Annotated in this window: 29 protein-coding genes; 14 read left to right on the forward strand and 15 right to left on the reverse strand. The window is 66.3% G+C overall.

Annotated features, from left to right (window positions below; translation table 11 throughout):
- Window positions 1-23: 23 nt before the first annotated feature.
- Together EOHIBHHM_RS06250 and EOHIBHHM_RS06255 are read right to left on the reverse strand one after the other, a co-directional pair.
- On the reverse strand, window positions 24-953 hold the full coding sequence (locus EOHIBHHM_RS06250) for an NAD(P)H-binding protein (RefSeq protein WP_497255656.1): 930 nt from the start codon (window positions 951-953) through the stop codon (window positions 24-26).
- Window positions 954-1004: 51 nt separating this feature from the next.
- Window positions 1005-1868: a YkgJ family cysteine cluster protein gene (locus EOHIBHHM_RS06255; protein WP_497255658.1), complete on the reverse strand. Its 864-nt coding sequence runs from the start codon at window positions 1866-1868 to the stop codon at window positions 1005-1007.
- A 79-nt stretch (window positions 1869-1947) separates the two neighbouring features.
- Here EOHIBHHM_RS06255 and EOHIBHHM_RS06260 point away from each other — a divergent pair, with 79 nt between their 5' ends.
- The 3 genes from EOHIBHHM_RS06260 to EOHIBHHM_RS06270 all read left to right on the forward strand — a co-directional run bounded on the left by EOHIBHHM_RS06260 (window position 1948) and on the right by EOHIBHHM_RS06270 (window position 4605).
- The gene (locus tag EOHIBHHM_RS06260) at window positions 1948-2151 is read left to right on the forward strand and encodes a DUF7561 family protein (RefSeq protein ID WP_089823046.1); all 204 of its coding nucleotides are present in this window, start codon (window positions 1948-1950) and stop codon (window positions 2149-2151) included.
- 155 nt (window positions 2152-2306) lie between these two features.
- Window positions 2307-4130 (forward strand): helicase C-terminal domain-containing protein, encoded by a 1824-nt coding sequence (locus tag EOHIBHHM_RS06265; RefSeq protein ID WP_497255660.1) that lies wholly within the window; start codon window positions 2307-2309, stop codon window positions 4128-4130.
- A 283-nt stretch (window positions 4131-4413) separates the two neighbouring features.
- On the forward strand, window positions 4414-4605 hold the full coding sequence (locus tag EOHIBHHM_RS06270) for a DUF7317 family protein (RefSeq protein WP_497255662.1): 192 nt from the start codon (window positions 4414-4416) through the stop codon (window positions 4603-4605).
- A 23-nt stretch (window positions 4606-4628) separates the two neighbouring features.
- Here EOHIBHHM_RS06270 and EOHIBHHM_RS06275 read toward each other — a convergent pair whose 3' ends face one another.
- The 4 genes from EOHIBHHM_RS06275 to EOHIBHHM_RS06290 all read right to left on the reverse strand — a co-directional run bounded on the left by EOHIBHHM_RS06275 (window position 4629) and on the right by EOHIBHHM_RS06290 (window position 8569).
- Window positions 4629-5747, reverse strand: a complete 1119-nt coding sequence (locus EOHIBHHM_RS06275) for a 60S ribosomal export protein NMD3 (RefSeq protein ID WP_497255664.1) — start codon at window positions 5745-5747, stop codon at window positions 4629-4631.
- Between the two features lie 182 nt (window positions 5748-5929).
- Window positions 5930-6124: a cold-shock protein gene (locus tag EOHIBHHM_RS06280; protein WP_089822659.1), complete on the reverse strand. Its 195-nt coding sequence runs from the start codon at window positions 6122-6124 to the stop codon at window positions 5930-5932.
- 204 nt (window positions 6125-6328) lie between these two features.
- A complete protein-coding gene (locus EOHIBHHM_RS06285) occupies window positions 6329-8137 on the reverse strand; it encodes an SLC13 family permease (protein ID WP_497256933.1) in 1809 nt (602 codons plus the stop codon).
- Between the two features lie 192 nt (window positions 8138-8329).
- Window positions 8330-8569 (reverse strand): hypothetical protein, encoded by a 240-nt coding sequence (locus EOHIBHHM_RS06290; protein ID WP_497255666.1) that lies wholly within the window; start codon window positions 8567-8569, stop codon window positions 8330-8332.
- Window positions 8570-8830: 261 nt separating this feature from the next.
- Between EOHIBHHM_RS06290 and EOHIBHHM_RS06295 the strand changes: the two genes are divergently transcribed.
- Entirely contained in the window at window positions 8831-9124 is a 294-nt protein-coding gene (locus EOHIBHHM_RS06295) for a hypothetical protein (RefSeq protein ID WP_497255668.1), read from the forward strand.
- Window positions 9125-9343: 219 nt separating this feature from the next.
- Here the strand turns inward: EOHIBHHM_RS06295 and EOHIBHHM_RS06300 are convergent, their stop codons facing one another.
- Together EOHIBHHM_RS06300 and EOHIBHHM_RS06305 are read right to left on the reverse strand one after the other, a co-directional pair.
- A complete protein-coding gene (locus tag EOHIBHHM_RS06300; protein WP_497255670.1) occupies window positions 9344-10246 on the reverse strand; it encodes an NAD-dependent epimerase/dehydratase family protein in 903 nt (300 codons plus the stop codon).
- Between the two features lie 54 nt (window positions 10247-10300).
- On the reverse strand, window positions 10301-11209 hold the full coding sequence (locus EOHIBHHM_RS06305) for an NAD-dependent epimerase/dehydratase family protein (protein ID WP_497255672.1): 909 nt from the start codon (window positions 11207-11209) through the stop codon (window positions 10301-10303).
- 373 nt (window positions 11210-11582) lie between these two features.
- On the opposite strand from EOHIBHHM_RS06305, the gene htpX reads away from it, so the two are divergent.
- The 3 genes from htpX (at window position 11583) to radA (ending at window position 14421) form a co-directional block, all read left to right on the forward strand.
- Complete coding sequence (gene htpX, locus EOHIBHHM_RS06310; protein WP_497255674.1) at window positions 11583-12452, forward strand: zinc metalloprotease HtpX; 870 nt, start codon at window positions 11583-11585, stop codon at window positions 12450-12452.
- A 110-nt stretch (window positions 12453-12562) separates the two neighbouring features.
- Window positions 12563-13168, forward strand: a complete 606-nt coding sequence (pspAB, locus tag EOHIBHHM_RS06315; RefSeq protein WP_497255676.1) for a PspA-associated protein PspAB — start codon at window positions 12563-12565, stop codon at window positions 13166-13168.
- 221 nt (window positions 13169-13389) lie between these two features.
- The gene (gene radA, locus EOHIBHHM_RS06320) at window positions 13390-14421 is read left to right on the forward strand and encodes a DNA repair and recombination protein RadA (RefSeq protein WP_497255678.1); all 1032 of its coding nucleotides are present in this window, start codon (window positions 13390-13392) and stop codon (window positions 14419-14421) included.
- 604 nt (window positions 14422-15025) lie between these two features.
- Here radA and EOHIBHHM_RS06325 read toward each other — a convergent pair.
- The 5 genes from EOHIBHHM_RS06325 to EOHIBHHM_RS06345 form a co-directional block, all read right to left on the reverse strand.
- The gene (locus tag EOHIBHHM_RS06325; RefSeq protein WP_497255680.1) at window positions 15026-15445 is read right to left on the reverse strand and encodes an iron-sulfur cluster assembly scaffold protein; all 420 of its coding nucleotides are present in this window, start codon (window positions 15443-15445) and stop codon (window positions 15026-15028) included.
- Between the two features lie 66 nt (window positions 15446-15511).
- Entirely contained in the window at window positions 15512-16702 is a 1191-nt protein-coding gene (gene thrC / locus EOHIBHHM_RS06330) for a threonine synthase (RefSeq protein ID WP_497255682.1), read from the reverse strand.
- A 224-nt stretch (window positions 16703-16926) separates the two neighbouring features.
- The gene (gene sufS, locus EOHIBHHM_RS06335; RefSeq protein ID WP_497255684.1) at window positions 16927-18204 is read right to left on the reverse strand and encodes a bifunctional cysteine desulfurase/selenocysteine lyase SufS; all 1278 of its coding nucleotides are present in this window, start codon (window positions 18202-18204) and stop codon (window positions 16927-16929) included.
- Between the two features lie 180 nt (window positions 18205-18384).
- Window positions 18385-18687, reverse strand: a complete 303-nt coding sequence (locus EOHIBHHM_RS06340; protein WP_497255686.1) for a DUF424 domain-containing protein — start codon at window positions 18685-18687, stop codon at window positions 18385-18387.
- Window positions 18688-19428, reverse strand: coding sequence for a tetratricopeptide repeat protein (locus EOHIBHHM_RS06345; RefSeq protein ID WP_497255688.1), 741 nt, complete (start codon window positions 19426-19428; stop codon window positions 18688-18690).
- 101 nt (window positions 19429-19529) lie between these two features.
- Between EOHIBHHM_RS06345 and thpR the strand changes: the two genes are divergently transcribed.
- Window positions 19530-20084, forward strand: a complete 555-nt coding sequence (thpR, locus tag EOHIBHHM_RS06350) for an RNA 2',3'-cyclic phosphodiesterase (RefSeq protein WP_497255690.1) — start codon at window positions 19530-19532, stop codon at window positions 20082-20084.
- On the opposite strand, the gene EOHIBHHM_RS06355 is transcribed toward thpR, so the two are convergent.
- Window positions 20074-20316 carry a DUF8593 domain-containing protein gene (locus EOHIBHHM_RS06355; protein WP_497255692.1) on the reverse strand — a complete coding sequence of 81 codons (243 nt, stop codon included), beginning with the start codon at window positions 20314-20316 and terminating at the stop codon, window positions 20074-20076. The two genes, thpR and EOHIBHHM_RS06355, sit on opposite strands and share 11 nt — an antisense overlap.
- A 118-nt stretch (window positions 20317-20434) precedes the next feature.
- Between EOHIBHHM_RS06355 and EOHIBHHM_RS06360 the strand changes: the two genes are divergently transcribed.
- From EOHIBHHM_RS06360 to ftsY, 6 genes are read left to right on the forward strand one after another with little or no spacing between them, the layout of a single operon-like run.
- Entirely contained in the window at window positions 20435-20587 is a 153-nt protein-coding gene (locus EOHIBHHM_RS06360; RefSeq protein ID WP_497255694.1) for a 50S ribosomal protein L39e, read from the forward strand.
- A gap of 3 nt (window positions 20588-20590) precedes the next feature.
- Window positions 20591-20869, forward strand: a complete 279-nt coding sequence (locus EOHIBHHM_RS06365) for a 50S ribosomal protein L31e (protein WP_497255696.1) — start codon at window positions 20591-20593, stop codon at window positions 20867-20869.
- A 2-nt stretch (window positions 20870-20871) separates the two neighbouring features.
- Window positions 20872-21537: a translation initiation factor IF-6 gene (locus EOHIBHHM_RS06370; protein WP_497255698.1), complete on the forward strand. Its 666-nt coding sequence runs from the start codon at window positions 20872-20874 to the stop codon at window positions 21535-21537.
- A 60-nt stretch (window positions 21538-21597) separates the two neighbouring features.
- Window positions 21598-21774 (forward strand): 50S ribosomal protein L18Ae, encoded by a 177-nt coding sequence (gene rpl18a / locus EOHIBHHM_RS06375; protein WP_089822620.1) that lies wholly within the window; start codon window positions 21598-21600, stop codon window positions 21772-21774.
- Window positions 21774-22238: a prefoldin subunit alpha gene (pfdA, locus tag EOHIBHHM_RS06380; protein ID WP_497256935.1), complete on the forward strand. Its 465-nt coding sequence runs from the start codon at window positions 21774-21776 to the stop codon at window positions 22236-22238. The genes rpl18a and pfdA overlap by 1 nt, the downstream gene beginning before the upstream one ends.
- Before the next feature lie 6 nt (window positions 22239-22244).
- On the forward strand, window positions 22245-23567 hold the full coding sequence (ftsY, locus tag EOHIBHHM_RS06385) for a signal recognition particle-docking protein FtsY (protein WP_497255700.1): 1323 nt from the start codon (window positions 22245-22247) through the stop codon (window positions 23565-23567).
- Between the two features lie 36 nt (window positions 23568-23603).
- Here ftsY and EOHIBHHM_RS06390 read toward each other — a convergent pair whose 3' ends face one another.
- On the reverse strand, window positions 23604-24194 hold the full coding sequence (locus EOHIBHHM_RS06390) for a class I SAM-dependent methyltransferase (RefSeq protein ID WP_497255702.1): 591 nt from the start codon (window positions 24192-24194) through the stop codon (window positions 23604-23606).
- Between the last annotated feature and the right edge of the window lie 11 nt (window positions 24195-24205).

Genomic DNA, 24205 nt, shown 5'->3' on the forward strand with positions numbered 1-24205 from the left:
GGAGTGCTTCGGCCCACGTGGTCTTAATCCGCCCGCGTCGGTTCGACCGACGGCGACGGCGTCGTGGCTGACCGGTCGTCCCCGAGTGCTCGTTCGACGGCGACGTCGAAGGGAGTCAACTCGACCGGGACGAGGTCCCGAATCCGGATGTCCTCGACGACGACCGGGTTCTTCAGCCCGTCGATGAGGGGACGAGCGACGCTCCGGGGGACGTCGGTGACGAGGTCGACCCAGTAGGCCGAGAGCCGCGGCGTCAACACGGGGACGGAGACGATGCGGGGATGCCGACCCAACCGCTCACCCGTCCGCTGGAGCAGCTCTCCGTACGTCAGCACGTCCGGACCGCCGATCTCGTACGTCTCACCGGCCGTCTCGGGGACGTCGAGCACGCCGACGAGGTAGGCGACGACGTCGTCGATGGCGATCGGTTGACACTTCGTCCGGACCCACCGCGGGGTGACCATCACCGGCAGTCGCTTCGCGAGCTGTTCGACCATCTCGAAGCTCGCACTCCCGTCACCGATGATGATGGCCGCGCGGAGCGTCGTCAACTCGTAGTCACCCTCGCCGAGGATGTACTCGACCTCGCGGCGCGACTGGAGATGCTTCGACAGTCGATCGCTACCCGACCCGAGTCCGCCGAGGTAGACGACACGCTCGACACCCTGCTCGCTGGCGGCGTCGGCGAAGTTGCGTGCGGCCCGTCGGTCGCGCTCCTCGAAGTCGCCGCCGGACTGCATCGAGTGGACGAGATAGTAGGCGGCGTCGACGTCGAGCGCGCGGTCGAGACTGCCCGGTTCGAGCAGGTCGCCCTCGACGACGCGCACGTCTCCGGGACCGCTGTAGCGGTCGGCGTCGCGGACGAGCGCCGTCACCTCGTGACCGGCGTCGAGCAGGGCGGGGACGAGGCGACTGCCGACGAAACCGGTCGCTCCCGTGACGAGAACTCTCATGGTATAGAGTGACGGTCGGCGAGCGGATAACTGTTCCCGCTGGCACGAGGATCACCCCTCCGTTTCGGGTGCGCCGTGCGCCTCCTCGACGCTCGCCCCCGTCGACTCGACGTCGGTCGCCAGCGACCCGGTCTCGTCGGCCCGTCTCTCCCACGCGTCGATCGCCTGTCCGGCCCACGAGTCGGCGGCGCGCGCGCTCTCGCACGCTTCCTCGGCGCGCGTCCCGTCGACGGTCGTCGTCCCCGGACTCGATCCGACGGCGACGCCGACGAACCGAGCGCGGTCGGCGGCGGTGAGTTCGTCCGCGAGGAGCCGGTCGACGACACCCGTCAGCTCCTCGGAGTCGGGGTAGACGAACAGTTTCGCGCCCAGCGCCTGCGGGCCGAGCGCGAGGCCGACGTCGTCGGGCGGCGTGTCGTCGAGCAGGCGGTCGCCGCCGTAGGCCGCCTCGACGCGTTCGCACTCGGTCTCGCGGTCGAGCGCGAGGTTCTGCCCGGGGTAGTCGCTGCAGGTCCGGGGGTAGAGCGGCGAGTCGTGGATGCGACACCGGAGCGTCTCGGGGTCGAGAAAGACGCAGCTGTCGAGCCAGTGGCGGTCGAGGCCGAACGGGCCGACCGGTTTCGGCGGTTTGCGCAGACCGAGGAAGAACACCGGTCGGCCGCCGACGGCGACGAGGTCGTGACCGTCGACCGTCACCGCGTCGTCGCCGTCGGTCGCCTCCCAGAGGCGGGGCGTCATCACGTCGCCGTAGCCCGCGTCCAGAAAGTCGCGTACCTCGTCGCGGGAGAGCGGCACGAGGTTGTACGCGTCGTCGAGCGGGGGACGACGGCCGCGGCGTTCGTGGTCGTGGGCGTCGGGGGCGAGCGGACGCCAGTCGATGCAACAGCCGGCACAGCCGTCACAGTTCACGTCCATCCGTGTCTGTCAGACGGTGCCACGACACATCAATGTACGTCGGGTAAGGCTCTTGTCGCTCGGCGGACTCTCTCAGACGATGACGAGTGAACCGTGTGACGCCTGTGGGAAGGCCGTCCGGATCGCCGGCGGCATCGGCGACTTCTGGAGCTTCGAGACCGAGTCGACTGGCGGCATCGAACTGGAGCTCGTCGACGGCAGTCAACACTTTCTCTGTTTCGACTGCATCGAGCGGTTGCCCGACGACCGTGAGGTGACGGCGGACGACGTCGCGGCGTTGTGAGGGCGCGACGTTCGGGAGGGGACTCGCGGCGTTGTGAGGGCGCGACGTTCGGGAGGGGACTCGCGGCGTCGTGAGGGCCGCTCTGACGCACTGCCGTCGACCGACTCCCCAGCGCCGAACGGTGGATTTAGGCCGGAGTGGAGACAGGGGCGAACGTGAACCCGGACCGTATCTTCGAGGGGTTCCCGGCACCGAGTTACCGGGGGAACCAGGAGCAGGCACTCCGCGACGTCCGGGAGGCGTTCGCCGCCGGCAACGACGTGGTCCTCGTCCGTGCGCCCACGGGGAGCGGCAAGTCCCTCCTCGCCCGCGCCATCGCCGGCTGTGCCCGTCGCGCCGACGAGGCCGAACCGAAGGAGGCGACCGACGCCTACTACACCACGCCGCAGGTCTCCCAGCTCGACGACGTCGCCACCGACGACCTGCTGGACGACCTGAAGATCATCCGCGGGAAAGGGAACTACGACTGCATCCTCCCGGGCGAACACGACACGCCGGTCAACCGTGCGCCCTGCGTCCGGGAGAAGGGGTTCGACTGCACCGTCAGACATCGCTGTCCGTACTTCTCGGACCGCGCCATCGCCTCCTCCCGGTCGATCGCGGCGATGACGCTGGCGTACTTCATGCAGACCGCCGGCTCCGACGTCTTCCGGAAGCGGGACGTCGTCGTCGTCGACGAGGCCCACGGCCTCGCGGAGTGGGCGGAGATGTACGCCACCATCGAGATCAAACCCCGCACGGTCCCCGTCTGGGACGACGTCGGCGTTCCGAACGTCGCCGACGCGGACGACCCCGTCGACCGCGCGTCGCGGTTCGCCGAGACGCTGATGGGCGTCTGCAAGCGGGCGAAAGACGACCTGCTCGCGAAACCCGAGCTGACGCCCGACGAGGCCGCCCGTCGCGACCGACTGCAGGAACTCCACGGCGAGTTGAAGTGGTTCGTCGACGACTACCGCGACCCGACGAGCGCGACGACGTGGGTCGTCGACCAGGAGTCCGGGGCGCCGACCGCTGGCGGGGAGGGCAGCGGACACGAAGGCTCGCCGCTCGTCATCAAACCGCTCAATCCCGAGAAGTATCTCCACCACACCGTCTGGGACCGCGGTAACAAGTTCGCGCTGCTCTCGGCGACGATTCTGAACAAAGACGCCTTCTGTCGGCAGGTCGGTTTGGACCCGGAGAACGTCGCGCTGGTCGACGTCGACCACACGTTTCCGGTCGAGAACCGGCCGCTGTACGACGTGACGCAGGGGAAGATGACGTTCGAGCACCGCGACGAGACGATCCCGAAGATCGCCCGTCTGCTCGTCCGACTGCTGGCGAAACACCCCGACCAGAAGGGACTCGTCCACGCCCACTCTTACGGGATCCAGGAGAAGTTGGCGACGCTGCTGGCAGAGTTCGGCGTCGGCGACAGAGTCCGTCTCCACACGCGGGAGAACCGTGACGCCGAACTGGAGGCGTGGAAGGCGACGGACGACCCCGAACTGTTCCTCTCGGTGAAGATGGAGGAGGCGCTCGACCTGAAGGGTGAGCTCTGTCGCTGGCAGGTGCTGTGTAAGGCGCCCTACCTGAACACCAGCGACTCGCGGGTCGCCCGCCGGTTGGAGGAGGGCCAGTGGGCGTGGTACCACCGCGCGGCGCTGCGGACCGTGATCCAGGCCTGCGGACGAGTCGTCCGCGCGCCCGACGACTACGGCGACACCTACCTCGCGGACTCGAGTCTGCTCGACCTGTTCGACCGCGCCGAACCGGATATGCCCGCCTGGTTCGCCGATCAGGTGAGGCGGATGTCGAGCCCCGACCTCCCCGAGTTCGACCCGCAGACGGCGCTCGGCGAGCTGTCGGGCGGCCCCCGAACGGGAGGGTCGGGGCGACGGCGTCGGCGACGCGGCGACCGTTCGTCGTCCGGCGTCAGACAGTCCAGCGCCGAACGGCGGAACGACCACCCGCTGTCGGACGTCTGGGGCGACAACTGACCGTCCGTCCTCGACGCAGTCTATTTTACTCGCTTACGAGTGAGAAAATCTCGGCCGTCTCCTGTGAACCACCCACACAGAGGCTCTTCTGCCCGTTCGTTCCGGGTTGGCGAGTATTGCCGGACGGGTTCTAAACGATTGTTAACTCTACTCCCCGGTATTCAACCATCACCCGAACAGAAGTTTACAGAGCTACAACCTAACACGAGAATCCGAAAGATACTGAGAGCGATTCTCACGATAGCTTTACATACCCTCTTCGAGTATCCTCGTATGTACACCGATGCACTCTAACGCCCTCACGCAGGCTCTGACACTGTACCGTAGCGGGACGTTCACACTCTCGCAGGCGGCCTCACGCGCCGGGCGGACCGAAGAAGAGTTCGAGGCGGTGCTCCGCCAGTACGGCATCGAGCAGCGCCCGGAGGGCTTCTCGGTCGACGCGCGATCCGATCGCCCCGCCAGCGCCGACTGAGCCTTTCTCGCCGTTCGTTTTCGCTACTTTTCGACCGCGTCGTCCGGAACGACGTGGAGCCCCGCGCGACTCTTGAGCACTCTGACCGTCGGTTCGTCGGGGTCGAAGAACTCCGGGCGGGCGATGGTCTTCGCCTCGTACGTCTCGGGGTCGAGCACCTGTACCGAGTGTTCGTCTTCGACGGTGACGACCGTGGTCTCCTCGGTGTCGTCGACGGTCCCCAGTTTCGTCGCCGGCGGCGTCTCCCCTTCCTCGAACCGTGCCTCGTACTGTTCGCCCGTGGTGAGTCGCGTCCCCTTCAGGTTGCCGCGAGCGCTCGTCACGAGGACGGGTCCGTCGTCGTCGTCGGGATCGATGACGTCGCCCTGCGTGAACTTCGGGAGCCGGATCGCGTAGGTGACGCGGTACACCTCGTTGCCGTCGCCGTCCTCGGTCACGAGCGTCGGATAGCTCTCGACGCGGCCGCCGAGCTCCCGCGTGATGCGGTTGGAGACGGCCTGTCCGAGCTGGTTCGTCGAGAGCTTGATGTCGACCCCCTCGTCGGTCTCTTGGGTCTCGGTGATGAACGCGCCGCGGTCGCCCGCCTCCTCGCGGTCGGCGATGATCTCCTGGGCGATCTCGACGGCGCGGGCGTCCTCGCCGGCCGTCGGCACCCGCTCGGTGCCACGGAGCTGCACGAGACTGGCCCAGTAGCCGCCGGCCTTCCGCCCGCACTGTTTGCAGGTCTGCCGGCTGATCTTCACCGGGACGACGACCTCCTCTTCGAGGAACGTGTCGCGGACCATCCCCGTGAACTGACAGTGCATCCGGATGGTGTTCTGGTCGACCTGCTCGGGCTCGACGGCCCACGAGACCTCGCGGGCTTTCAGGTGGACGCCCAGCGCGTTCGACACCTCCTCGATGGCGACGTCGGTGTAGTCCTTCGCGCCGACGTCGACCCAGCGGTTACCGCGGTAGACGGCCCCGCAGTGGGCGCAGACCATCACCTCGATGCGTTCGGGGGCGTCGACGAAGTCGAAGTCCTCGAAGTAGCAGGCGTCACAGAGAACGGCGTCCTTCTCGCGCGGCGCCCCGGGGAGCGGTTCCTCCCGCTCCTCGACGGGGTCGCCACAGCGCGGACAGAACTCGCGTGACTGGCTCATGTTGGGTTTTGGTACGTTTTTGTGGCGTTTAAGCCCCGCGAACTGGTGGCTGGTGCTCGCCTCTGGAACTCACGTCTACCGAGCGCCTCGTTCCGTCGTCTACTGACGGCTCTCGGCGACTGACTCGGTGGAAGAAACGAAGTTACGCTACGTCGCCGTGTGGCGACTGGACGAAACTCTAGTTAGTTGCGGACGACGTTCGTCGCGCGCGGGCCCTTCGGGGCCTGTTCGATGTCGAAGTCGATCTCGGTTCCTTCCGTGAGGTCCTCGCCGCCAACGTCTTCCATGTGGAAGAACACGTCGTCGTCAGAGTCGTCCGTCGAGATGAAACCGTAGCCGCCTGTGTCGTTGAAGAAATCAACCTTACCGTTTGCCATTGCAACTAAACACAGCCCGACGACACGGATAAGTGTTCTGCATCTGTTTTCAAATCTCGAAATTTTTTGGCCAAATGTCGATAACCGACGGAAGGTCGTAGACGCTCGACCAGAGTGTCGGTTCTACGGGGAGACGGTACCTCGTTCGGCACAATCAGCACGGCGTTCCGTGGGATCGGCAGTTCTCCCGTCGACGACTGTGACCTACACGCGGACGCCCCAGAAGAACGCGATGCCCAGCACGGTGACGACCGACAGAAGCAACTGTAGGGGGGCACCGACTCGGAGGAAGTCCGAGAACGTGTAGCCACCGGGCCCGTAGACGAAGAGGTTCGTCTGGTAGCCGACCGGCGTCATGAACGCGGTCGAGGCTGCGAACGTGACGGCGAGGACGAACGCGAACGCGTTCGCGCCGATCGACTGCGCGGCGCTGGCAGCGACGGGAATCATCAACACGACGCTCGCGTTGTTGCTGATGACGCTCGTCAGGAGTCCGGTCGCGACGTAGAAGACCCACAGCACGCCGATCGCCGGGAGGAACGTCGCCGTCGAGGCGACGGCGTCCCCGACGAGCGACGCCGCTCCGGTCTGTTGGAGTGCCGTTCCGAGCGGGATGACCCCTGCGAGGAGGAAGATCACGTTCCACTCGACGGATTTGTAGAGTTCGTTCGGCTTGAGGACGCCCGTCCCGATCATCGCCACCACGCCGGCGAGCGCGGAGACGACGATCGGGAGGACGTTCAGTGCAGGCAGCGCCACGACGCCGGCGATGATGGCGACTGCGAACGGGATCTTCTCCGACCGGTAGTTCACGTCGTCGAACTCGTGGGCGACGATGAAATCTTCGTTCTGAACGAGACGCGTCAGACTGTCGGGCGGTGCCTGGACGAGAAGCGTGTCTCCGACGCGGATCCGGATGTCCTCGAACCGGTCGCGGACGACTTCACCACGCGACCGGAAGGCGAGGACGTTCGCGTCGTAGCGCTGTCGAAACGTCGAACTGGCGAGCGTCTCTCCCACGAGGAACGACCCCGACGGGATGACGACCTCGACGAGAACCGGTTCTTCGTCGTCTTCGTGCAGATCGCTCTCGCTTCGTGGGCCGCCGAGGAAGGTGAGTCCCTCCGCGTCCATGATCCGTTCGAGCGTCCCGCGATTCGTCCGCACTCGGAGCGTGTCGTTCTCGTGGATCTCCTTGCGAGCAAGCGGTTCGGAGAACCGCTCGCCGTACCGGATCAGCTGCAGAACGTCGATGTCGAGTTCGTCGTCTCCCAACGCCTCGCCGACGGTCTGCCCGATCAGCGACGAGTTCGCTGGAACGACGACGTCGGCGAGATACTCCTGGAGGGCGTACTCTTCGACGAGGTCATCCTCGACCGGAACCCGTTCGGGGAGCAGGCGGACGCCGACGGTCATGAGATAGAGTGCACCGACGACGAAGACGACGACGCCGAGTTTCGTGAACTCGAACATCCCGAACGCCTGCAGCTCCAGTCCGGGTGACTCGGCGCCGAGTCGGGCCGCGATGTCGCTCGCGAGGATGTTCGTCGACGTCCCGATGACGGTGAGGGTGCCGCCCAGCATCGAGGCGAACGACAGCGGCATGAGCAGCTTCGACGGCGACGTCTTCCCCTCGTGTGCGAGATCAGCGATCACCGGGACGAGGATCGCGACGACCGGCGTGTTGTTGATGAACCCCGAGACGGGGCCAGTGATGCCGATGGTCGCCGCGAGCTGTTTGGGTCGGCTCGTGCCGGCGAACGTGGCCATCTTCTGTCCGAGCCGCTGGACGATGCCGGTGCGGTTGATGCCCGTACTCAGGATGAGCATCGCGAGGACGGTTATCGTCGCGGGACTGGCGAACCCCGAGATGCCTTCGCGGGGGGTGATCTGCGTCCACGGTTCGAGTATCATCAGGAGGACCATCACCAGAATCGCGGTGACGTCGATCGGGAGCCACTCGGTCGCAAACAGGACGAGCGCGAGGAGAATGAGCGCGAAGACGACCACCATATCCACCGTCACCGGAGTCGAGGCCACACCCTGTACTAGCAGGGGGGGCACGAAGAAAGACATACTCGAAGGAGGGTCCAACGGGGGAAAAGGGCTGGTATCTGTTCCGCTGTCGACTGCGCTGTGCGTCTCTCCGCTCGCTGGAACTCGTCGCGGAACATCGGTGGGATGGTCACCTCCGTTTCGGACGGCTCAGTCGTTCGACTCGTCGTCGTACCGTTCGTACCGGATCGTCAACTTCCCCGCCGTCGGCTGCTCTGCCGCATCGCGGAGCGTCTCGAACTCACGGAGTAACTCGTCTGCGTCGTCAGCGCCGTCTCTGACCTTCTGTGACTCCTCTCGAACCGTGTCGTACAGGCGCTCGAGGATGCGTCTGACGGCGTACGAATCCGTCTTCGAGTCGACTTCGAAGGTGGCCTCGTATCGTGACATACCCGCACTTGGTGCTCCACTGCGATAAGACAGTGCAACACGTGGTGCCGTCTCCCTCAGTCCGAACTACCACCAACTACATCCGTCTCTGTCGCCCTCTAGCGAGTACGGACCACAGTCTCACACTGTGCGCTCGCCGCCTTCGGACCGTCGAAGAGGCACTTGAAACGGGACATCCGTCGGACGTTCTCCCCTTCTCTGCGCGCGACTGTCGCGCGGGACGCATCACAGCTTCGTGTCCGCAACAGACGCCGAACATCTATGTATCCCAACGAGAGCGCCGAGACGACTGCAGAGTCAGAGAACCGCTTCGACGACTTCCTCGATCACCCGTATCAGTACCGTATCCTCGTGGCGCTGACCAAGGCCGATTCGGCGACTGGCATCAGTATCGGTTCGCCGTCTTTCGACGGCCGTGCCGAAGAGCCGGACGTCCTCAAACAGCGGCTGTACGACGACCACCTCCCGAAACTCGACGACGCGAGGCTCATCAACTGGGACAGCGAGACGGGGACGATCACACGCGGTCCTCGCTTCGACGAGAGGTGGGAGTGACGGTGCGAGTATGACCACCCCGAAACCGCAGAGACAGCGACCTCGCTCTCCGGTGTCCGAGACCACTCGGAAGCGAGTAGCGGAGGTGACGATCCGCGCTCGCTCTCAGGAACAGATCCGGGCGATGGATCTCGAAAGCCCGGAACGTCGGTGAACCACCTCGGTGTCAGTGGTTCGAGGGGACTCACCGTGCCTCCCGAATCGGTTCGGCTTCGCGTCTCAGCCCGTCAGCTCCGGGTCGTCGACGTCCTCGTCGGCCGCCTCGCGCCACGAGTGCGCTGGTGTCCACCCGAGTATCTCCTCGGCTTTGGCGACCGAGTACGCCGACGCGTCGCCCTCGACCGAGCAGTCCTCGGGGAGCGACCCGTAGCACTCCCGCAGCAACGCGGTCAGTTCGCGCCCGAGCGCGTTGTCCGGGGCGGCGCAGTTGAACGCCTCGTGACCCTCGACGCTCCCGTCCTTCGCCCCCTCTAGTGCGGCCGCCACCAGACTCACGACGTCGCGGACGTCGACGTAGGACCAGTAGTTGCCTGCGCCCGCCTCGAGGTTCGAGGTGTAGCCCTCGTCGCGGCAGGGGTAGTCGCCAGGGTACTGAATCCACGTCGGGCGGATGGAGGCGACGGAGACGCCGTCGCGTCGGACGACGGACTTCGCGATCTCCTCGGCGGCGACCTTCGAGAGGCCGTAGTCGTCCTCCGGGCGCAGGGCGTGTCTCTCGGAGATGGGTAGTTCGTCGGGAACCGGCGTCTCGGCCGCGCCGAAGAAGCCGTAGGCACCGTCGCTGGACGCCTGGACGACTCTCGAACCCACTCTGCCCGCCGCCGCGAGGACGTTGTAGGCGGCGAGCGTGTTGTTCTCGAAGACGTCGCCGCCCGGATGTCGCCCGGCGACGGGAATGGCCCCCCAGTGGACGACTGCGTCGGGGTCGACGTCGGTGACGAGGTCGAAGACGGCTCCGCGTTCGGTCAGATCGAGCGCGCGGAACTCGATCCCCTTCGCTCCCTGTTCGTCGAAGCCGGGATGCGAGACGTCGGCGCAGACAGTGTGGTAGTCGTCGGCGAGGCTGTCGACGAGCCAGCGGCCCGACTTCCCGCGGCCGCCGGTGACGAGGATCGTTTCCATGTCCGACCGGACGTGACTCCCTCGAAAATAGGCGGCGAATCGCCCACGGTTCTGCTACGTGTACAGGACGGGGTCGTCGACGTCCTCGTCGGCCGCCTCGCGCCACGAGTGCTTCGGCTCCCAGTCGAGCAGGCGTTCGGCCTTGGCCGTCGACAGCGCCGAGTCGTCGCCGTCGAGGTCGCAGCCCTCGGGCAGTCGGTCGAAGAACGCTCCGACCGCTTCCGTCGTGGAACTGCCGAGATAGTTCTCCGCCGCCGCGGCGTGGAACGCCTCGTGGCCCGGGAGATCCGAATCGAGCGCGGCGGCGACGAGGCTCACGACGTCGCGGACGTCGACGTAGGACCAGAAGTTCCCCGCGCCCGCCTCGAGGTCGGCGGGGTCGTCCCAGTCGACGCTCGGGAGCCCGCGGCAGTTGTACTCGCCGGGGTACTGGATCCACGAGGGCCGAATCGAGGTGACGGAGACGTCGTTCCGGCGGACGACCATCTTCGCGACCTCCTCGCCGACGACTTTCGAGGTTCCGTAGGGGTCCTCGGGGCGCTGGGCGTGGTCCTCCGTGATAGGGAGTTCGTCGGGCAGTGTCTTCTCGCGGGCGAACGGGAAGCCGTAGGAACTCTCGCTTGACGCCCAGACGACGCGGGCATCGACGCGGCCCGCCGCGACGAGGACGTTGTAGGTCGAGAGCGTGTTGTTCTCGAAGACGTCGCCGCCGGCGTGGCGTTCGGGGGCCGGAATCGCGCCCCAGTGAACGACGGCGTCGGGGTCGACGTCGGTCACGAGATCGAAGGTCGACCCGCGGTCGGTGAGATCCAGCGCGCGGAAGTCGACGTTCTCGCGCGGGTCGATCTCGAAGCCGGGGTGGTCGACGTCGACACAGACGACCGTGTAGTCGTCGGCGAGGCCGTCGACGAGCCAGCGGCCCGAGCGGCCGAGTCCGCCGGTCACGAGTACGGTTTCGGTCATACGCGTGGCGTCGGGCGCGCAGAACAAGTAGGCTGGTGTGGCGGCAGTGCGTCGGGCGCTACGTCCGGGCGTCGAGCGGGAGCGTCAGTGTGCCCACAGCCCGTGTTCTCGCCGGGCGTGTGCGACGAGGTCCTCGGTCGTGGCGAACGTCTGTCCACAGCTACACTTGTGGTTCTCCGAGGTGGCTGTCTGGCGTGTTGCCATACTCAACCGTTCTCCCCCTAATTATAATATTTTTTCGGCAGGAATATGTTGCCGTGTGACACGGGGGCCGTTCACACTCTGCGGTTCGAGCCGCGTCGAGGTCTGTGCGTCGTGCCAGCAAACGGCCAACTCCGGCAGCGTTTATACGTCGGAGTGGCTAGAGACGCGCATGGATTGGAAACCGGACTGGGGACTCAGGGGTCGCATGGCCCTCACCATGTTCCTCCTGTTCGCCCTCTATCTCGTGTTCGCGGCCGTCATCTCGCAGACACGATACGTAGGGTTCCTCGTACTGATGGTACCGTTCCTCGCCGTCCAGTACTTCTTCAGCGACAAACTCGCGCTCTACAGCATGGGGGCGAAAGAGGTGTCGGAGGAGGAGTACCCCGAGTTGCACGCGACGATCGGGCGACTCTCCCAGCAGGCCGACCTGCCGAAACCGAAGGTCGCCGTCGCCGACTCCCGCATCCCGAACGCGTTCGCGACGGGCCGCAACCAGAAGAACGCGGCCGTCTGTGTCACGACTGGCATCATGCAGACGCTCGATCAGGACGAACTAGAGGGCGTCATCGCCCACGAACTCGCCCACATCAAGAACCGCGACGTGGCGGTCATGACCATCGCGTCGTTCCTCTCGACGATCGCGTTCCTCGTCGTCCGCTGGGGCTGGTTCTTCGGCGGTGGCGACCGTCGCGAGGGCGGTGTACCGGTCATCGTCGCCATCCTGCTGTCGCTCGTGGTGTGGATCATCTCGTTCATCCTCATCCGGGCGCTGTCGCGCTACCGCGAGTTCGCCGCCGACCGCGGTGGCGCGGTCATCACCGGGAAGCCCTCGGCGCTCGCCTCCGCGCTCCTGAAGATCTCGGGGCGGATGGACAACGTGCCGAAGGAGGACATGCGCGAGCAGGCGGAGATGAACGCGTTCTTCATCATCCCGATCAAGAGCGGCTTCATCGGCAAGATCGCCAGCACGCACCCGAGCACCGAGAAGCGCGTCGCGAAACTCCGCGAACTCGAGAAGGAGATGGAAGGACGGTAACGACTGCTCTCTCGACTCACCGCTTCGACTCACCACCTCGGCACGCTCTACCTCTTTTCGTCGACTCGACGTGGAAACGACCTAAGGCCCCCGCGCTCCCAGAGTGGCGTATGGGACTGTTCGACTCGCTTCGTTCGGCGCTGGGACTCCGCGCCGAGGCCGACGCGACCCGCGCGGCCGACCCCGAGGACCTCTTCGGGATGAGCACTGCGTATCTGACGATGGAGGCCGACCTCGGCTTCGACCCCGCCGGCGAGGCGGCGCTCTGTTTCTCCTCCGTCGACAGCACCGACTTCGCCGAGACCTTAGACCAGGTGGAAGCGATCCTCGCCGCCGGCGAGGAGGAGACGGGAACCGTCTTCAGTCGCCACGCCGACGACCACGGCTACCACTGGGTCGTCCTCGAGGACGACGACCCCGAGGACCTCGTCACGAGCATCCACTTCGCGGCCGACGAGTTCATCGAACAGGGGTACGGCTCTCGCCTGCTGGCTGCCGTCTTCGGTTTCTGGAAGGACGACTCCCGAGCGTACTGGATCTACTCGTTCCGCCGCGGGAAGTACTACCCCTTCGCGCCGAAGCGCGGCCACGAGCGCGACCAACGACTCGAGTTCAAACTCGAGACCGCCCTCGACGGCGAGTTGGGGATCGAAAGCGAGGAGCAGTACTGGTACCCGCTGTGGCCCGACACGCCCGACGGCCACCCCTGGGAGTAGCGACGAACTCACTCTCGCTCTCACTCCCGGTCCCCGTCGAGAGCCTCGCGACGACCCGACGCTCTCTCTTCCCCTCGTTCCCTCCCGCCCGTCGACGGCGCGCTCTCCGCATCTAAACCTCCGCCAGCGCGTGCTGTCGAGACCCACGCCGTCCGCCAGTTTCACTTTCACTCTGCTGTTAACGAGGGTTTATGTGCGGACGGGCACAAGCCGTGAGTACGATGGCAGACGACGACCTCGAGAACCTCCCCGGAGTTGGCCCCGCAACCGCAGACAAGCTCACAGACGCCGGTTTCAACACCTACGAGAGCCTCGCCGTGGCGAGTCCCTCGGACCTCGCGACGAAGGCAGACGTCGGTGACAGCACGGCGAGCGACATCGTCCGCGCCGCGCAGAACGCCGCCGACATCGGCGGGTTCGAGACCGGGACGGCCGTCCTCGAACACCGACAGCAGATCGGCAAACTCAGCTGGCAGATTCCGGAGGTCGACGACCTCCTCGGCGGCGGACTGGAGACCCAGTCGATCACCGAAGCCTACGGTGAGTTCGGTGCCGGCAAGTCGCAGGTCACCCACCAGATGTCCGTCAACGTCCAGCTTCCGCAGGAGGCGGGCGGGCTCCGCGGCAGCGTCATCTTCATCGACTCGGAGGACACGTTCCGTCCCGAGCGTATCGACGACATGGTCCGCGGCCTCGACGACGAGGTGCTGCAGGCGGCGATGGACGACCGCGAGATCGAGGGCTCGCCCGACGACGAGGACGCGATGGACGAGCTCATCTCCGACATGCTCGACAAGATCCACGTCGCAAAGGCGTTCAACTCCAACCACCAGATGTTGCTGGCCGAGAAGGCCGAGGAACTCGCCCAGGAACACGAGGACAGCGAGTGGCCGGTTCGACTGGTCTGCGTCGACTCGCTCACGGCGCACTTCCGTGCGGAGTACGTCGGCCGCGGTCAGCTCGCCGACCGCCAGCAGAAGCTCAACCGTCACCTCCACGACCTTGACCGCGTCGGCAACCTCTACAACGCCGCGATTCTGGTGACCAACCAGGTCGCCTCGAACCCCGACTCCTACTTCGGCGACCCGACCCAGCCGATCGGTGGCAACATCCTCGGCCACAAGTCGACGTTCCGGATCTACCTCCGGAAGTCGAAGGGCGACAAGCGGATCGTCCGCCTCGTCGACGCACCGAACCTCGCCGACGGTGAGGCCGTCATGCGCGTGCAGGACGGCGGGCTGAAGCCCGAGTAGGGCCTTCGGTTTCGGTTGATTTTCCGTTCTTCCCCCCCGGTTTTCTCCCTTCGCGTGTCGGGTTGGTTTCGTGACGGTGAGCGGATAGCTTCTCGTTCTAACGATCACAACCTGTGTGAACCGTTTCGAGAGCCCACGCACTGTCGACTCCCGCGGTACGCTCTGGGCTCCTCACTTCGCTGCGGTGCTTGAGATACCGGGGTTCTCAGAAACACCCGCTCCGCTCGTCTTTCGTGCCATCCGCTCACTTCGTTCGCGGAGACGCCGACAGTGCGTCCGCTTTCAGTCCCACTGGCGGAGCAAGCCCTTCCAAGCCCTCGTTCGCCTCGTCGCCGGTGTTGTGCGCCGGCTGCCAGCGGAACCTTCGGTTCCGCACTGCTCCCGAGGACACCCGAACCGCACCACAGCCTCCCCAGCCGATTCGCTCGCTCGTCACACTCGCTCGGTCATCCCTCGAAAGAGCGAAGCTCTTGCTGCCTCTCGTTCGTTTCACTCACGAGAACCTCGCACGAGTGGTTTCCGGCGATGAACGCCGGAGAGCCACGCGCCAGAGATGGCTCTCAGTGGGTAGTCGAAAGGAGAGAAAAAGCCGAAGAGACGCCGCTCAGTCCTCGGTCTTCGTCTTGTCGAGGTCGATCTCGCCCTCGTAGATCTTCGCGCCGTCCTGTGCGACCTTCTCTGCGAGGACGGCACATTTGATGCGCATCGGACTGATGTCGACGCCGAGCATGTCGACGACGTCGTCGCGGTCCATCTCCTTCAGCTCGGAGAGCGTCGTCCCCGGCAGTTTCTGCGAGAGCATGCTGGCGCTGGCCTGCGAGATGGCACAGCCGTCGCCGGAGAAGGAGACGAACTCGATGGTCTCGCCGTCGTCCTCTAGTCGGACGTCCATCTTGATCGTGTCGCCGCAGGAGGGGTTCTCCCCGACGTGCGAGAAGGTGGGGTCCTCCATCTCGCCGTAGTTGCGCGGGTTCTTGTAGTGGTCGAGAATCTGCTGCCGATACATGTCGGAGCCCATGCCCATAGTTGGGCGTTCGTAGGTGAGTGCGCTGTAAAAGGATTCCGGGGTACGGGGTCTCCACGGGGCCGACTACCGCGCTCGCTCGAGCACCGTCTCGAGGTCGTCGAGCGCGACCGTCTCCACGTCGGGCGTCTCGCCCGTCCCGCGTTCTTTGAACCCGCTGCCGGTCGCGACGAGCACGACGTCCTCGTCCGTCCCGATCGCTCCCGACTCGACCAGTCGTCTCGCGCCCGCCAGCGTCGTCGCCGACGACGTCTCCACCGTGAGTCCGGCCCGCGCGGCGAACGCCCGCTGGGCGGTCAGAATCTCCTCGTCGTCGACCGCGAGCACCGCGCCGTCCGTCTCGCGTGCCGCCGCGAGCGTCCGGTTCCCGCTCGGTGGGTTCGCGTTGGCGATGGAGTAGGCGACGGTCTCCTCTGCAGTGACGGGCGTCACCTCGTCCGCGCCGCTTTCGAACGCCTCGGCGATGGGTGCGCAGGCGGCGGCCTGCACGAAGTAGAGCCGCGGGACGCGGTCGATGGCTCCCGCCCGGCGGAGTTCGCGGACGGCCTTCCACGCGCCGCTTGCGTGTCCGCCGCTGCTGACGGGGAGGACGATCGCGTCCGGCACGTGGGGGGCGAACGCCGCTACGATCTCGACGACCGTCGTCTTCTGCCCCTCGACGCGGAGCGGGGCGTCGGAGTTGACGAACTCGATGCCGGTCTGCTCGCCCAGTCGGAGCGACCGCTCGTAGAGTTTCCCGTAGTCGCCGTCGACGCGGACGAGCGTCGGGTCGTACTGGGCGATGTTTCCCAACCGCTCGGCCGGGATGTCCGCCGGAACGAGGACGACGCAGTCGAGGTCGACGCCGGCGGCGTGGGCGGCCATGCTCATCGCCATGTTGCCGTGCGAGACGGTGCCGACGGTGTCGACGCCCTGGTCGAGCGCCCACGCGACGCCGACGGCGCTCCCGCGGTCTTTGAAACTCCCCGTCGGGTTCGCCGCCTCGTACTTCACGTGGACGTTCGCACCGGCGACGTCGTCGAGTCTCGACGCTCGGACGAGCGGCGTGTCGCCCGCGACGTCGCCGAGTCCGCCTGGCGACGAGACGGGCAAGAGCGACCCGTAGCGCCACATGCCCGATTCGTCGGTGACGTCGTCCCAATCGAAGTCGTCGGCGTCGACGTCGATCCAGCGCGGTTCGCCACAGGCACAGCGCGCCGCCGTCCACTCGTCGACGGTCTCGCCACAGGCGACACAGGAGAGCGTGGGTGAAGTCATAGCTCCGGGGAGTCGGCGAGTCGTGATAAAACGACACGGAACGGATCGGATCGGTTCGTTCGGGTCCGCGCTCACGGAGGAGCGCGTGAGCAGTGCCGTCTCAGGCGACACTTCCGCGGCAGCGAGTCCGCGGCCACAGAGGGCCGCGAGGTCGACGCCGCTTCAGGCGGCACTTCCGCGGCAGGAGGTCCGCGCTCACGGAGGAGCGCGTGACTCACGCCGCTTCAGGCGAACAACTCTCTCGCGCCGTCGACGGCCTCGATCAGCGCGTCGACTTCCTCGCGCGTGTTGTAGATGTAGAACGACGCCCGCGCGGAGGCGGCCGCGCCGAGTTTGTCGTGGAGCGGCTGGGTACAGTGGTCGCCGGCGCGGATGGCGACGGCGTAGTCGTTGAGGATGCTCGAGAGGTCGTGTGCGTGGACGCTGTCGAGGTTGAACGCGACCAGTCCGCCGCGGTCGTCGCCCGGTGGCCCGTAGAGCGTGATGTCGTCGAACTCGCTCAGCCGGTCGTAGGCGTACTCCGAGAGCAGTTCCTCGTGTCGCTGGACGTTCTCCATCCCGACGTCGTCGAGGTAGTCGACGGCGGCGTGGAGACCGATCCCCTGTGCGATGTTCGGCGTCCCGGCCTCGAACTTCCACGGCAGCTCCTCCCACGTCGCGTCGTCGTAGGTGACGCGCCGGATCATCGCGCCGCCGTAGAGATACGGCTCCGTCTCCTCGAGGATCGCCTCCTTCCCGTAGAGAACGCCGATCCCCGTCGGACCGAGCATCTTGTGTCCCGAGAAGGCGAAGAAGTCGGCGTCGATGTCGCCGACGTCGACGGGTCGCGTCGGGACCGACTGCGCGCCGTCGACGAAGATATACGCGCCGACCTCGTGGGCCATGTCGGCGAGTTCGTCGACGGGGTTGATCGTGCCAAGCGTGTTCGAGACGTGGACGACCGAGACCATCTTCGTCGACTCGTCGATCAGTTCCTTCGCGTGCTCCATGTCGAGGCGACCCTCGTCGTCGACGCGGACGTACTTCACCTCCGCGCCGGTCTTCTTGGCGAGCTGCTGCCACGTGACGAGCGAGGCGTGGTGCTCCATCTCCGTGAGGACGATCCGGTCGCCCGGACCGAGTTCGTTCAACCCCCACGCGTAGGCGACGAGATTCATCGCTTCGGTGGTGTTCTTCGTGAAGACGATCTCCTCGCGTCCGTCGGCACCGACGAACTCGGCGACGCGGTCGTGCGCCTGCTCGTAGGCCACCGAGGCCTCCTGACTCAACTGGTGGATGCCGCGGTGGACGTTGGAGTTGTAGCCGTAGTAGTAGTCGACGATGGCGTCGACGACCTGTTTCGGCGTCTGACTCGTCGCCGCGTTGTCGAGATACACTAACGGTTCCGTGTCGCCCTCGCCCTCACCGGGCGTGGTCACGTCCCCACCGACCTTCCGCGCGAGGACGGGGAAATCCTCACGGATGGCCGCGACGTCGATAGGGTACGACTCCTGCGCTTTCATTGAGGACGGCTACGAACTGTGGGGATAACACGTCTTCGGTCGTGCGAGCCCGTGTGAACCAGATCCAGTTACGCTCGTCGCCCGAGTCAATCGCTGGTGGGTACCGAAAGCGAGCGAGAACAGTCCCGTCGGCCCGACCGCTCGACCGTGTGACGGAGGCGACGACCCGTCCAGTCCTCTCTACCGCAACCAGAGCAACTGCGCGTGCAGCGTTCCCTCGAGGTCGAGGACGGTCTCCTCGTCGACGACGCCCGCCTCGATAGCCACGCGGACGGTCTCCTCGCCGACGAGGTTGGCGACGGTGGCCCGGTGGAGGCTGTCGACGACCGCGTCCTCGTCTGCGCTCTCGGCCTCGTCGCCGCCGTAGAAGTCCTCCGTGACGGTCAGCGACACCTCGCCGCTCTCGTACGTCTCGCCGAGACAGTCGGGGTCACAGACCGACACGAGCAGTCCCTCGGGTGTCTCACGCTCCTTCAGTAGCATCTAGTACTCCTCGACCATCTCGCGCTCGGCCTCCTCGCGCATCTCCTCGGCCTGTTCGACCAGTTCCTCGGCCTCCCCCTCGCGACCCAGCTCCTCCAGGGCGCGGGCCTTCTCTTCGAGGACGTTCACGTTCCGCATCCCCAGACGGAGCGCGTTGTCGTAGGCGTTGACGGCCTCCTCGTGGAGCCCGCGCTCCGCGAGGAAGAAGCCGCGGTTGAACCACGCCTGCGGGAACCGCGGGTCGACCTCGACGGCGCGCTCGGCGTGTTCGAGCGCGTCCTCGGTGTGGCCCCACTCCCACAGCGCGTAGGCGAGGTTGGTGTGCGCCGAGGCGGCGTGTTCGGAGTCGTCGTCGATGCGGAGCGCCTCCCGGTAGGCGCCGATCGCGTCGTCGTACTCCTCGAGTTGGGCGTGTGCGGCCCCCTTGTTCACCCACGCCTCCTGCTCGTCGAGGGAGTCGTCCTCGGCGAACCGTGCGGCACGGTCGAACGCCTCGGTGGCCTCCTCGAAGCGGTTGATCTGCATGTACGATAGGCCGACGTCGACGAGACTCTGGACGTCGACGTCGTCCTGCGTCACGTTCCGTTCGTCGAGGAGGTCGGCGAGCACGTGTGAGTCGACCGGGTCGACCTTCGTCGGGTCGATCGTGAGCTCCGGCGGGTCGAGCGTGAACTCCTCGTAGTCCTCGTCGAGTCCCTGTCCCTCGGAGAACTGGTGCGGTCGGTCGCGGTCGTCGCTCATACCGCGGCTTTGGCGGTCACCGTGGTTAAGCCCTACGTCACAGGTCGCGTCGTGACCGTCCGCCACAGAAGCTTACTCGCTCCGACGCGTGACACTCACCCATGCGTCTGTTCGTCAGCATCGACCTCCCCGACGCGCTCGCCGACGCCGTCGCCGACGTCCAAGGACCGCTCCGCGACGCCAAAGGACTCACGCTCGTCGACCCCGAGCAGGCCCACGTCACGCTCAAGTTCCTCGGCGACGTCGACGAGGACCGCCTGGCCGACGTCGAGGAGGCGATAGAGACCGCCGTCGACGCGGCCGACGTCGGTCCGTTCGAGGCGACGGTGGCGGGACTGGGCGTGTTCCCGAGCCTGGACTACATCAGCGTCGTCTGGGCGGGCGTCGACGACGGGGCCGACGAGATGACGCGTCTCCACGAGGCCGTCGAGCGCGAGACGACCGCCATCGGGTTCGACGCCGAGGACCACGAGTTCACGCCGCACGTCACGCTCGGACGGATGAAAGACGCTCGCGGCAAAGAGACGGTCCAGCGGGTCGTCGGCGGGGACCCACCGAACCTCGGATCGTTTCGGGTCGAGCAGGTCCGACTCACCGAGAGTACGTTGACGCCCGACGGGCCGACCTACGAGACGGTGACGCGGTTCAGCCTCTGACGTTCCGCAACCGGACCTCGTCCTCGCCGATCTCGTCGACGTGGTCGCGTTCGAGGCGACCGCTGTCGTCGTCGTCGCCCCAGCCGAGGAAGTCACGAAGTGCCCCCGTGAGATCCGGCGTCGCATCCATCTCCGCGTGGTCGTCGTCGACGAGCGAGATGGTGCCGACCGCGTTCCCCTCGTCGTCGACGACGGTCTTCCCTCTGTCCTCGCCACGGAATGCGCGTGCCATGGTAACACGGTTGGCCGCGACAGGTTTGGCTGTTCTGGCCACGCACGCCGTGTCCTCGCCGCGACGACCGAGTGAAAGGAACAACTCTTTATGGCGCGCAGGGGAACTCTGTCCTACTATGGGTAAGAAATCGAAGGCCAAGAAGAAGCGTCTGGCAAAGCTGGAGCGTCAGAACAGCCGCGTCCCGGCGTGGGTCATGATGAAGACCGACATGAAAGTCACGCGAAACCCCAAGCGTCGCAACTGGCGGCGAAGCAACACTGACGAGTAAGCCATGAGCGCAAGTGATTTCGAGGAGCGCGTCGTCACCGTCCCGCTCCGCGGCGTGAAGCAGGCACCGAAACAGGAACAGGCCGACCGCGCGATGAAGGAGGTCCGCAAGCACCTCGCGAAGCACTTCAAGGTCGACGAACGCGACGTCCGTCTCGACCCCAGCATCAACGAGACCGTCTGGTCGCAGGGACGACAGTCCCCGCCGCAGAAGCTTCGCGTGCGCGCTGCGCGCTTCGAAGAAGAAGGCGAAGCGGTCGTCGAGGCTGAGACGGCCGAATAACGGTGCTTCGCGCCTCTTTCGCCGGATCGTCGTACGTCGGCGTCTTCACGCGTGCGACCGACGACGTCGTCCTCGTCCGCCCCGACCTGAGCGACGAACTCGTCGCCGACCTCGAAGCGGAGTTCGACGTCCCGGTCGTCGGCACCAACGTCGGCGGTTCCGGTACCGTCGGTGCGCTCGCCACCGGCAACGAGAACGGTATCCTGGTCTCCAGTCGGGCGACCGACCGTGAGAAGGACCGCATCGCCGACGCCACCGGCCTCCCGGTCGTCGACCTCCCCGGCCGCATCAACGCCGCTGGCAACGTCGTCCTCGCGAACGACTACGGCGCGTGGGTCCACCCCGACCTCGGCGACGAGGCGGTCGACGCGGTGAAGGAGGCGCTCGAGGTTCCCGTCGAACACGGCGACCTCGGCGGCGTCCGCACCGTCGGCACAGCGGCCGTCGCGAACAACCGCGGCGTCCTCTGTCACCCGAAGTCCAACGAACCCGAACTCGAGGCGCTCGAAGCGCATCTCGACGTCCACGCGGACATCGGCACCGTCAACTACGGTGCGCCGCTCGTCGGCTCCGGACTCGTCGTCAACGACGCCGGCTACCTCGTCGGCGAGGAGACGACCGGTCCCGAGATCGGCCGCATTGAAGACACGCTGGGCTTCATCGACTGACGGTCCCGCTTCGAAAGCCGAGTAGGAAGATACTTCCCGCTCGCTCTCGCAACCCTATTTATGAGTCAGTTTACTGTGAGCGGTCGCTTCCGGTCACGCGACGGCTGGAAGCCATTCACGAAACAGGTCGAAGCAACGAACGAGAACGTCGCGAGCGAACACGTGCTCTCGCGGTTCGGCAGCGAACACGGGCTCAAGCGCACCCACGTCGAGGTCTCGGAGGTGACCGCAGCATGATGGGTGGCGGTCAGCAGCAGCTCCAGCAGCTCTCGCAGGAACTGCAGGCGATCGACGAGGAGATCGACGAGGTCGAAGGCGAGATCCAGGAGCTGGAGACGGAGAAGAACGAGATCGACGAGGCAGTCGAGGCCATCGAGACGCTCGAGACCGGTTCGACGGTGCAGGTTCCGCTCGGCGGCGGCGCGTACCTCCGCGCGGACGTCCAGAACATCGACGAGGTCATCGTCTCGCTCGGCGGCGGCTACGCGGCCGAGCAGCAGCAGGACGACGCCATCGAAGCGCTCCACCGCCGTCAGGACCTGCTCGACGAGCAGATCGCCGAACTCCGCGGCGAGGTCGAAGGGCTCGAAGAGGAGAGCCAGGAGCTCGAACAGCAGGCCCAGCAGATGCAACAGCAGATGCAGCAACAGCAGATGCAGCAGATGCAGCAGATGCAGGAAGACGAGAGCGACGACGAGTAAGCTCCGATGTTCGACGGACTGAAGGAGAAGCTCAACAGTTTCCGCAAAGACGTCGAGGAGACCGCCGAGGAGAAGGCCGAGGAGGCCGACGTCGAGGAGGCGGTCGACGCCGAAGCCGCGGCTGAAGCGGACGCGACCGCCGAAGCCGAGGCCGACTCCGACGTCGATGCGGCGTCGGCCGACGTCGAAGCCGAGCCGACAGACGTCGACACCGACGCGTCCCCGACCGAGACGGAAGACGTCGGCGACGAGGGCGACGACGCCGTCGCGACGGAGACGGACGCGACCGCGTCCACCGAGTCGCTCGTCGACGAGGAGGTCGACGAGGCCGCCGGGGCGGCCGCCGAACCGGCCGAGGCCGTCGGGATCCGTTCGGAGCGGGACACCGACCCCGACGCGGTCGAAGGCGGCGAAGACGAGGCCGACGACGAGAGTACCGTCAGTCGGTTCAAGCGAGCGAAGGCGTTCGCCACCGGCCGCATCATCATCGAGGAGGAAGACCTCGAAGAGCCGCTGTGGGCCCTCGAGATGGCGCTGTTGGAGAGCGACGTCGAGATGAACGTCGCCGAGCGCATCCTCGAGACCATCCGCGAGAAGATGATCGGCGAGTCCCGCAAGCAGGTCGACACGACCGCGGAACTCGTCGAGGAGGCGCTGCACGACGCGCTGCTCGACGTCATCAGCGTCGGACAGTTCGACTTCGAGGAGCGCATCCAGCAGGCCGACAAACCGGTCGTCGTCATCTTCACCGGCGTCAACGGCGTCGGCAAGACGACGTCGATCGCCAAGATGAGCGAGTACCTCGAGAGCCGCGGCCTCTCGTCGGTGATGGCCAACGGCGACACCTACCGAGCCGGTGCGAACGAGCAGATCCGCAAGCACGCGGAGAACCTCGACCGCAAACTCATCGCCCACGAACAGGGCGGCGACCCGGCGGCGGTCATCTACGACGCCGTCGAGTACGCCGAGGCACACGACGTCGACGTCGTGCTCGGCGACACGGCGGGTCGGCTCCACACGAGCAACGACCTGATGGCCCAACTCGAGAAGATCAACCGCGTCGTCGACCCGGACATGACGCTGTTCGTCGACGAGGCGGTCGCCGGTCAGGACGCGGTCCAACGCGCCAAGAAGTTCGACGAGGCCGCCGAGATCGACGGCGCCATCCTCACGAAGGCCGACGCCGACTCGCAGGGTGGGGCGGCCATCTCCATCGCCTACGTCACGGGCAAGCCGATCCTCTTCCTCGGGACGGGACAGGGGTACGGCGACCTCGAACGGTTCGACCCCGAAGCGCTGGTGTCGAGCCTCCTCGCCGACGAGGAGTAGGCGTTCGGTTCGCTCTCTCCGTGCTTTTTTCTTCAACTAGTCGCGTCGCTCGAAGACGACGCCGTAGTGATAGGGCGGGAGTTCCACCGTCTCGACGTGGTCGAACCCGGCCGGTTCGATCGCCTCGCGGGTCGCCTCCGGCGAGAGTCGCAGTTCCTCGGGCGGGCCGCGAACCTCGCCCGCGACGGTCGTCTCCTCGCGGGGACGGTCGTGCCAGTTGACGACGCCGAAGCGGCCATCCGGTCGCAACACCGCTCGGACGCTCGCGGCGAGCGACGCCGGGTCGTCGACGCCGTGGAACGTGTTCGCCAACAGAACGTAGTCGACGCGTTCGGCCAGCAGCGACGGGAGTTCTCGCGCGTCGCCCGCGACGGTGTTTACGTCGACACCGGCCTCGGCGGCCGCCGAACGGACGCGCTCGAGGTGGTCCTCGTCGAGGTCGACGGCGGAGACCGGTCCGTCGACGAGTTCGGCCAGCGGGATCGTGAAGAAGCCGTCGCCACAGCCGAGATCGAGTACCGAGGACGCCTGCTCGACGTCGAGTGCACGGAGCGTCGCGTGTGGATCGTCCCACAGCTCACCCCACCAGTCCCAGTCGGGCTGGCGGGTGTTCTGAAAGCGGCTCATACCCGTCGTTC

This window comes from Halogranum roseipondis, assembly GCF_059695585.1.

Bases quoted from the DNA above. Each gene is read 5' to 3' on its own strand.
- EOHIBHHM_RS06250 (WP_497255656.1), bottom strand. From the start codon at position 953: ATGAGAGTTCTCGTCACGGGAGCGACCGGTTTCGTCGGCAGTCGCCTC.
- EOHIBHHM_RS06255 (WP_497255658.1), bottom strand. From the start codon at position 1,868: ATGGACGTGAACTGTGACGGCTGTGCCGGCTGTTGCATCGACTGGCGT.
- EOHIBHHM_RS06260 (WP_089823046.1), top strand. From the start codon at position 1,948: ATGACGAGTGAACCGTGTGACGCCTGTGGGAAGGCCGTCCGGATCGCC.
- EOHIBHHM_RS06270 (WP_497255662.1), top strand. From the start codon at position 4,414: ATGCACTCTAACGCCCTCACGCAGGCTCTGACACTGTACCGTAGCGGG.
- EOHIBHHM_RS06275 (WP_497255664.1), bottom strand. From the start codon at position 5,747: ATGAGCCAGTCACGCGAGTTCTGTCCGCGCTGTGGCGACCCCGTCGAG.
- EOHIBHHM_RS06280 (WP_089822659.1), bottom strand. From the start codon at position 6,124: ATGGCAAACGGTAAGGTTGATTTCTTCAACGACACAGGCGGCTACGGT.
- EOHIBHHM_RS06285 (WP_497256933.1), bottom strand. From the start codon at position 8,137: ATGGTGGTCGTCTTCGCGCTCATTCTCCTCGCGCTCGTCCTGTTTGCG.
- EOHIBHHM_RS06290 (WP_497255666.1), bottom strand. From the start codon at position 8,569: ATGTCACGATACGAGGCCACCTTCGAAGTCGACTCGAAGACGGATTCG.
- EOHIBHHM_RS06295 (WP_497255668.1), top strand. From the start codon at position 8,831: ATGTATCCCAACGAGAGCGCCGAGACGACTGCAGAGTCAGAGAACCGC.
- EOHIBHHM_RS06300 (WP_497255670.1), bottom strand. From the start codon at position 10,246: ATGGAAACGATCCTCGTCACCGGCGGCCGCGGGAAGTCGGGCCGCTGG.
- EOHIBHHM_RS06305 (WP_497255672.1), bottom strand. From the start codon at position 11,209: ATGACCGAAACCGTACTCGTGACCGGCGGACTCGGCCGCTCGGGCCGC.
- htpX (WP_497255674.1), top strand. From the start codon at position 11,583: ATGGATTGGAAACCGGACTGGGGACTCAGGGGTCGCATGGCCCTCACC.
- pspAB (WP_497255676.1), top strand. From the start codon at position 12,563: ATGGGACTGTTCGACTCGCTTCGTTCGGCGCTGGGACTCCGCGCCGAG.
- radA (WP_497255678.1), top strand. From the start codon at position 13,390: ATGGCAGACGACGACCTCGAGAACCTCCCCGGAGTTGGCCCCGCAACC.
- EOHIBHHM_RS06325 (WP_497255680.1), bottom strand. From the start codon at position 15,445: ATGGGCATGGGCTCCGACATGTATCGGCAGCAGATTCTCGACCACTAC.
- thrC (WP_497255682.1), bottom strand. From the start codon at position 16,702: ATGACTTCACCCACGCTCTCCTGTGTCGCCTGTGGCGAGACCGTCGAC.
- sufS (WP_497255684.1), bottom strand. From the start codon at position 18,204: ATGAAAGCGCAGGAGTCGTACCCTATCGACGTCGCGGCCATCCGTGAG.
- EOHIBHHM_RS06340 (WP_497255686.1), bottom strand. From the start codon at position 18,687: ATGCTACTGAAGGAGCGTGAGACACCCGAGGGACTGCTCGTGTCGGTC.
- EOHIBHHM_RS06345 (WP_497255688.1), bottom strand. From the start codon at position 19,428: ATGAGCGACGACCGCGACCGACCGCACCAGTTCTCCGAGGGACAGGGA.
- thpR (WP_497255690.1), top strand. From the start codon at position 19,530: ATGCGTCTGTTCGTCAGCATCGACCTCCCCGACGCGCTCGCCGACGCC.
- EOHIBHHM_RS06355 (WP_497255692.1), bottom strand. From the start codon at position 20,316: ATGGCACGCGCATTCCGTGGCGAGGACAGAGGGAAGACCGTCGTCGAC.
- EOHIBHHM_RS06360 (WP_497255694.1), top strand. From the start codon at position 20,435: ATGGGTAAGAAATCGAAGGCCAAGAAGAAGCGTCTGGCAAAGCTGGAG.
- EOHIBHHM_RS06365 (WP_497255696.1), top strand. From the start codon at position 20,591: ATGAGCGCAAGTGATTTCGAGGAGCGCGTCGTCACCGTCCCGCTCCGC.
- rpl18a (WP_089822620.1), top strand. From the start codon at position 21,598: ATGAGTCAGTTTACTGTGAGCGGTCGCTTCCGGTCACGCGACGGCTGG.
- pfdA (WP_497256935.1), top strand. From the start codon at position 21,774: ATGGGTGGCGGTCAGCAGCAGCTCCAGCAGCTCTCGCAGGAACTGCAG.
- ftsY (WP_497255700.1), top strand. From the start codon at position 22,245: ATGTTCGACGGACTGAAGGAGAAGCTCAACAGTTTCCGCAAAGACGTC.
- EOHIBHHM_RS06390 (WP_497255702.1), bottom strand. From the start codon at position 24,194: ATGAGCCGCTTTCAGAACACCCGCCAGCCCGACTGGGACTGGTGGGGT.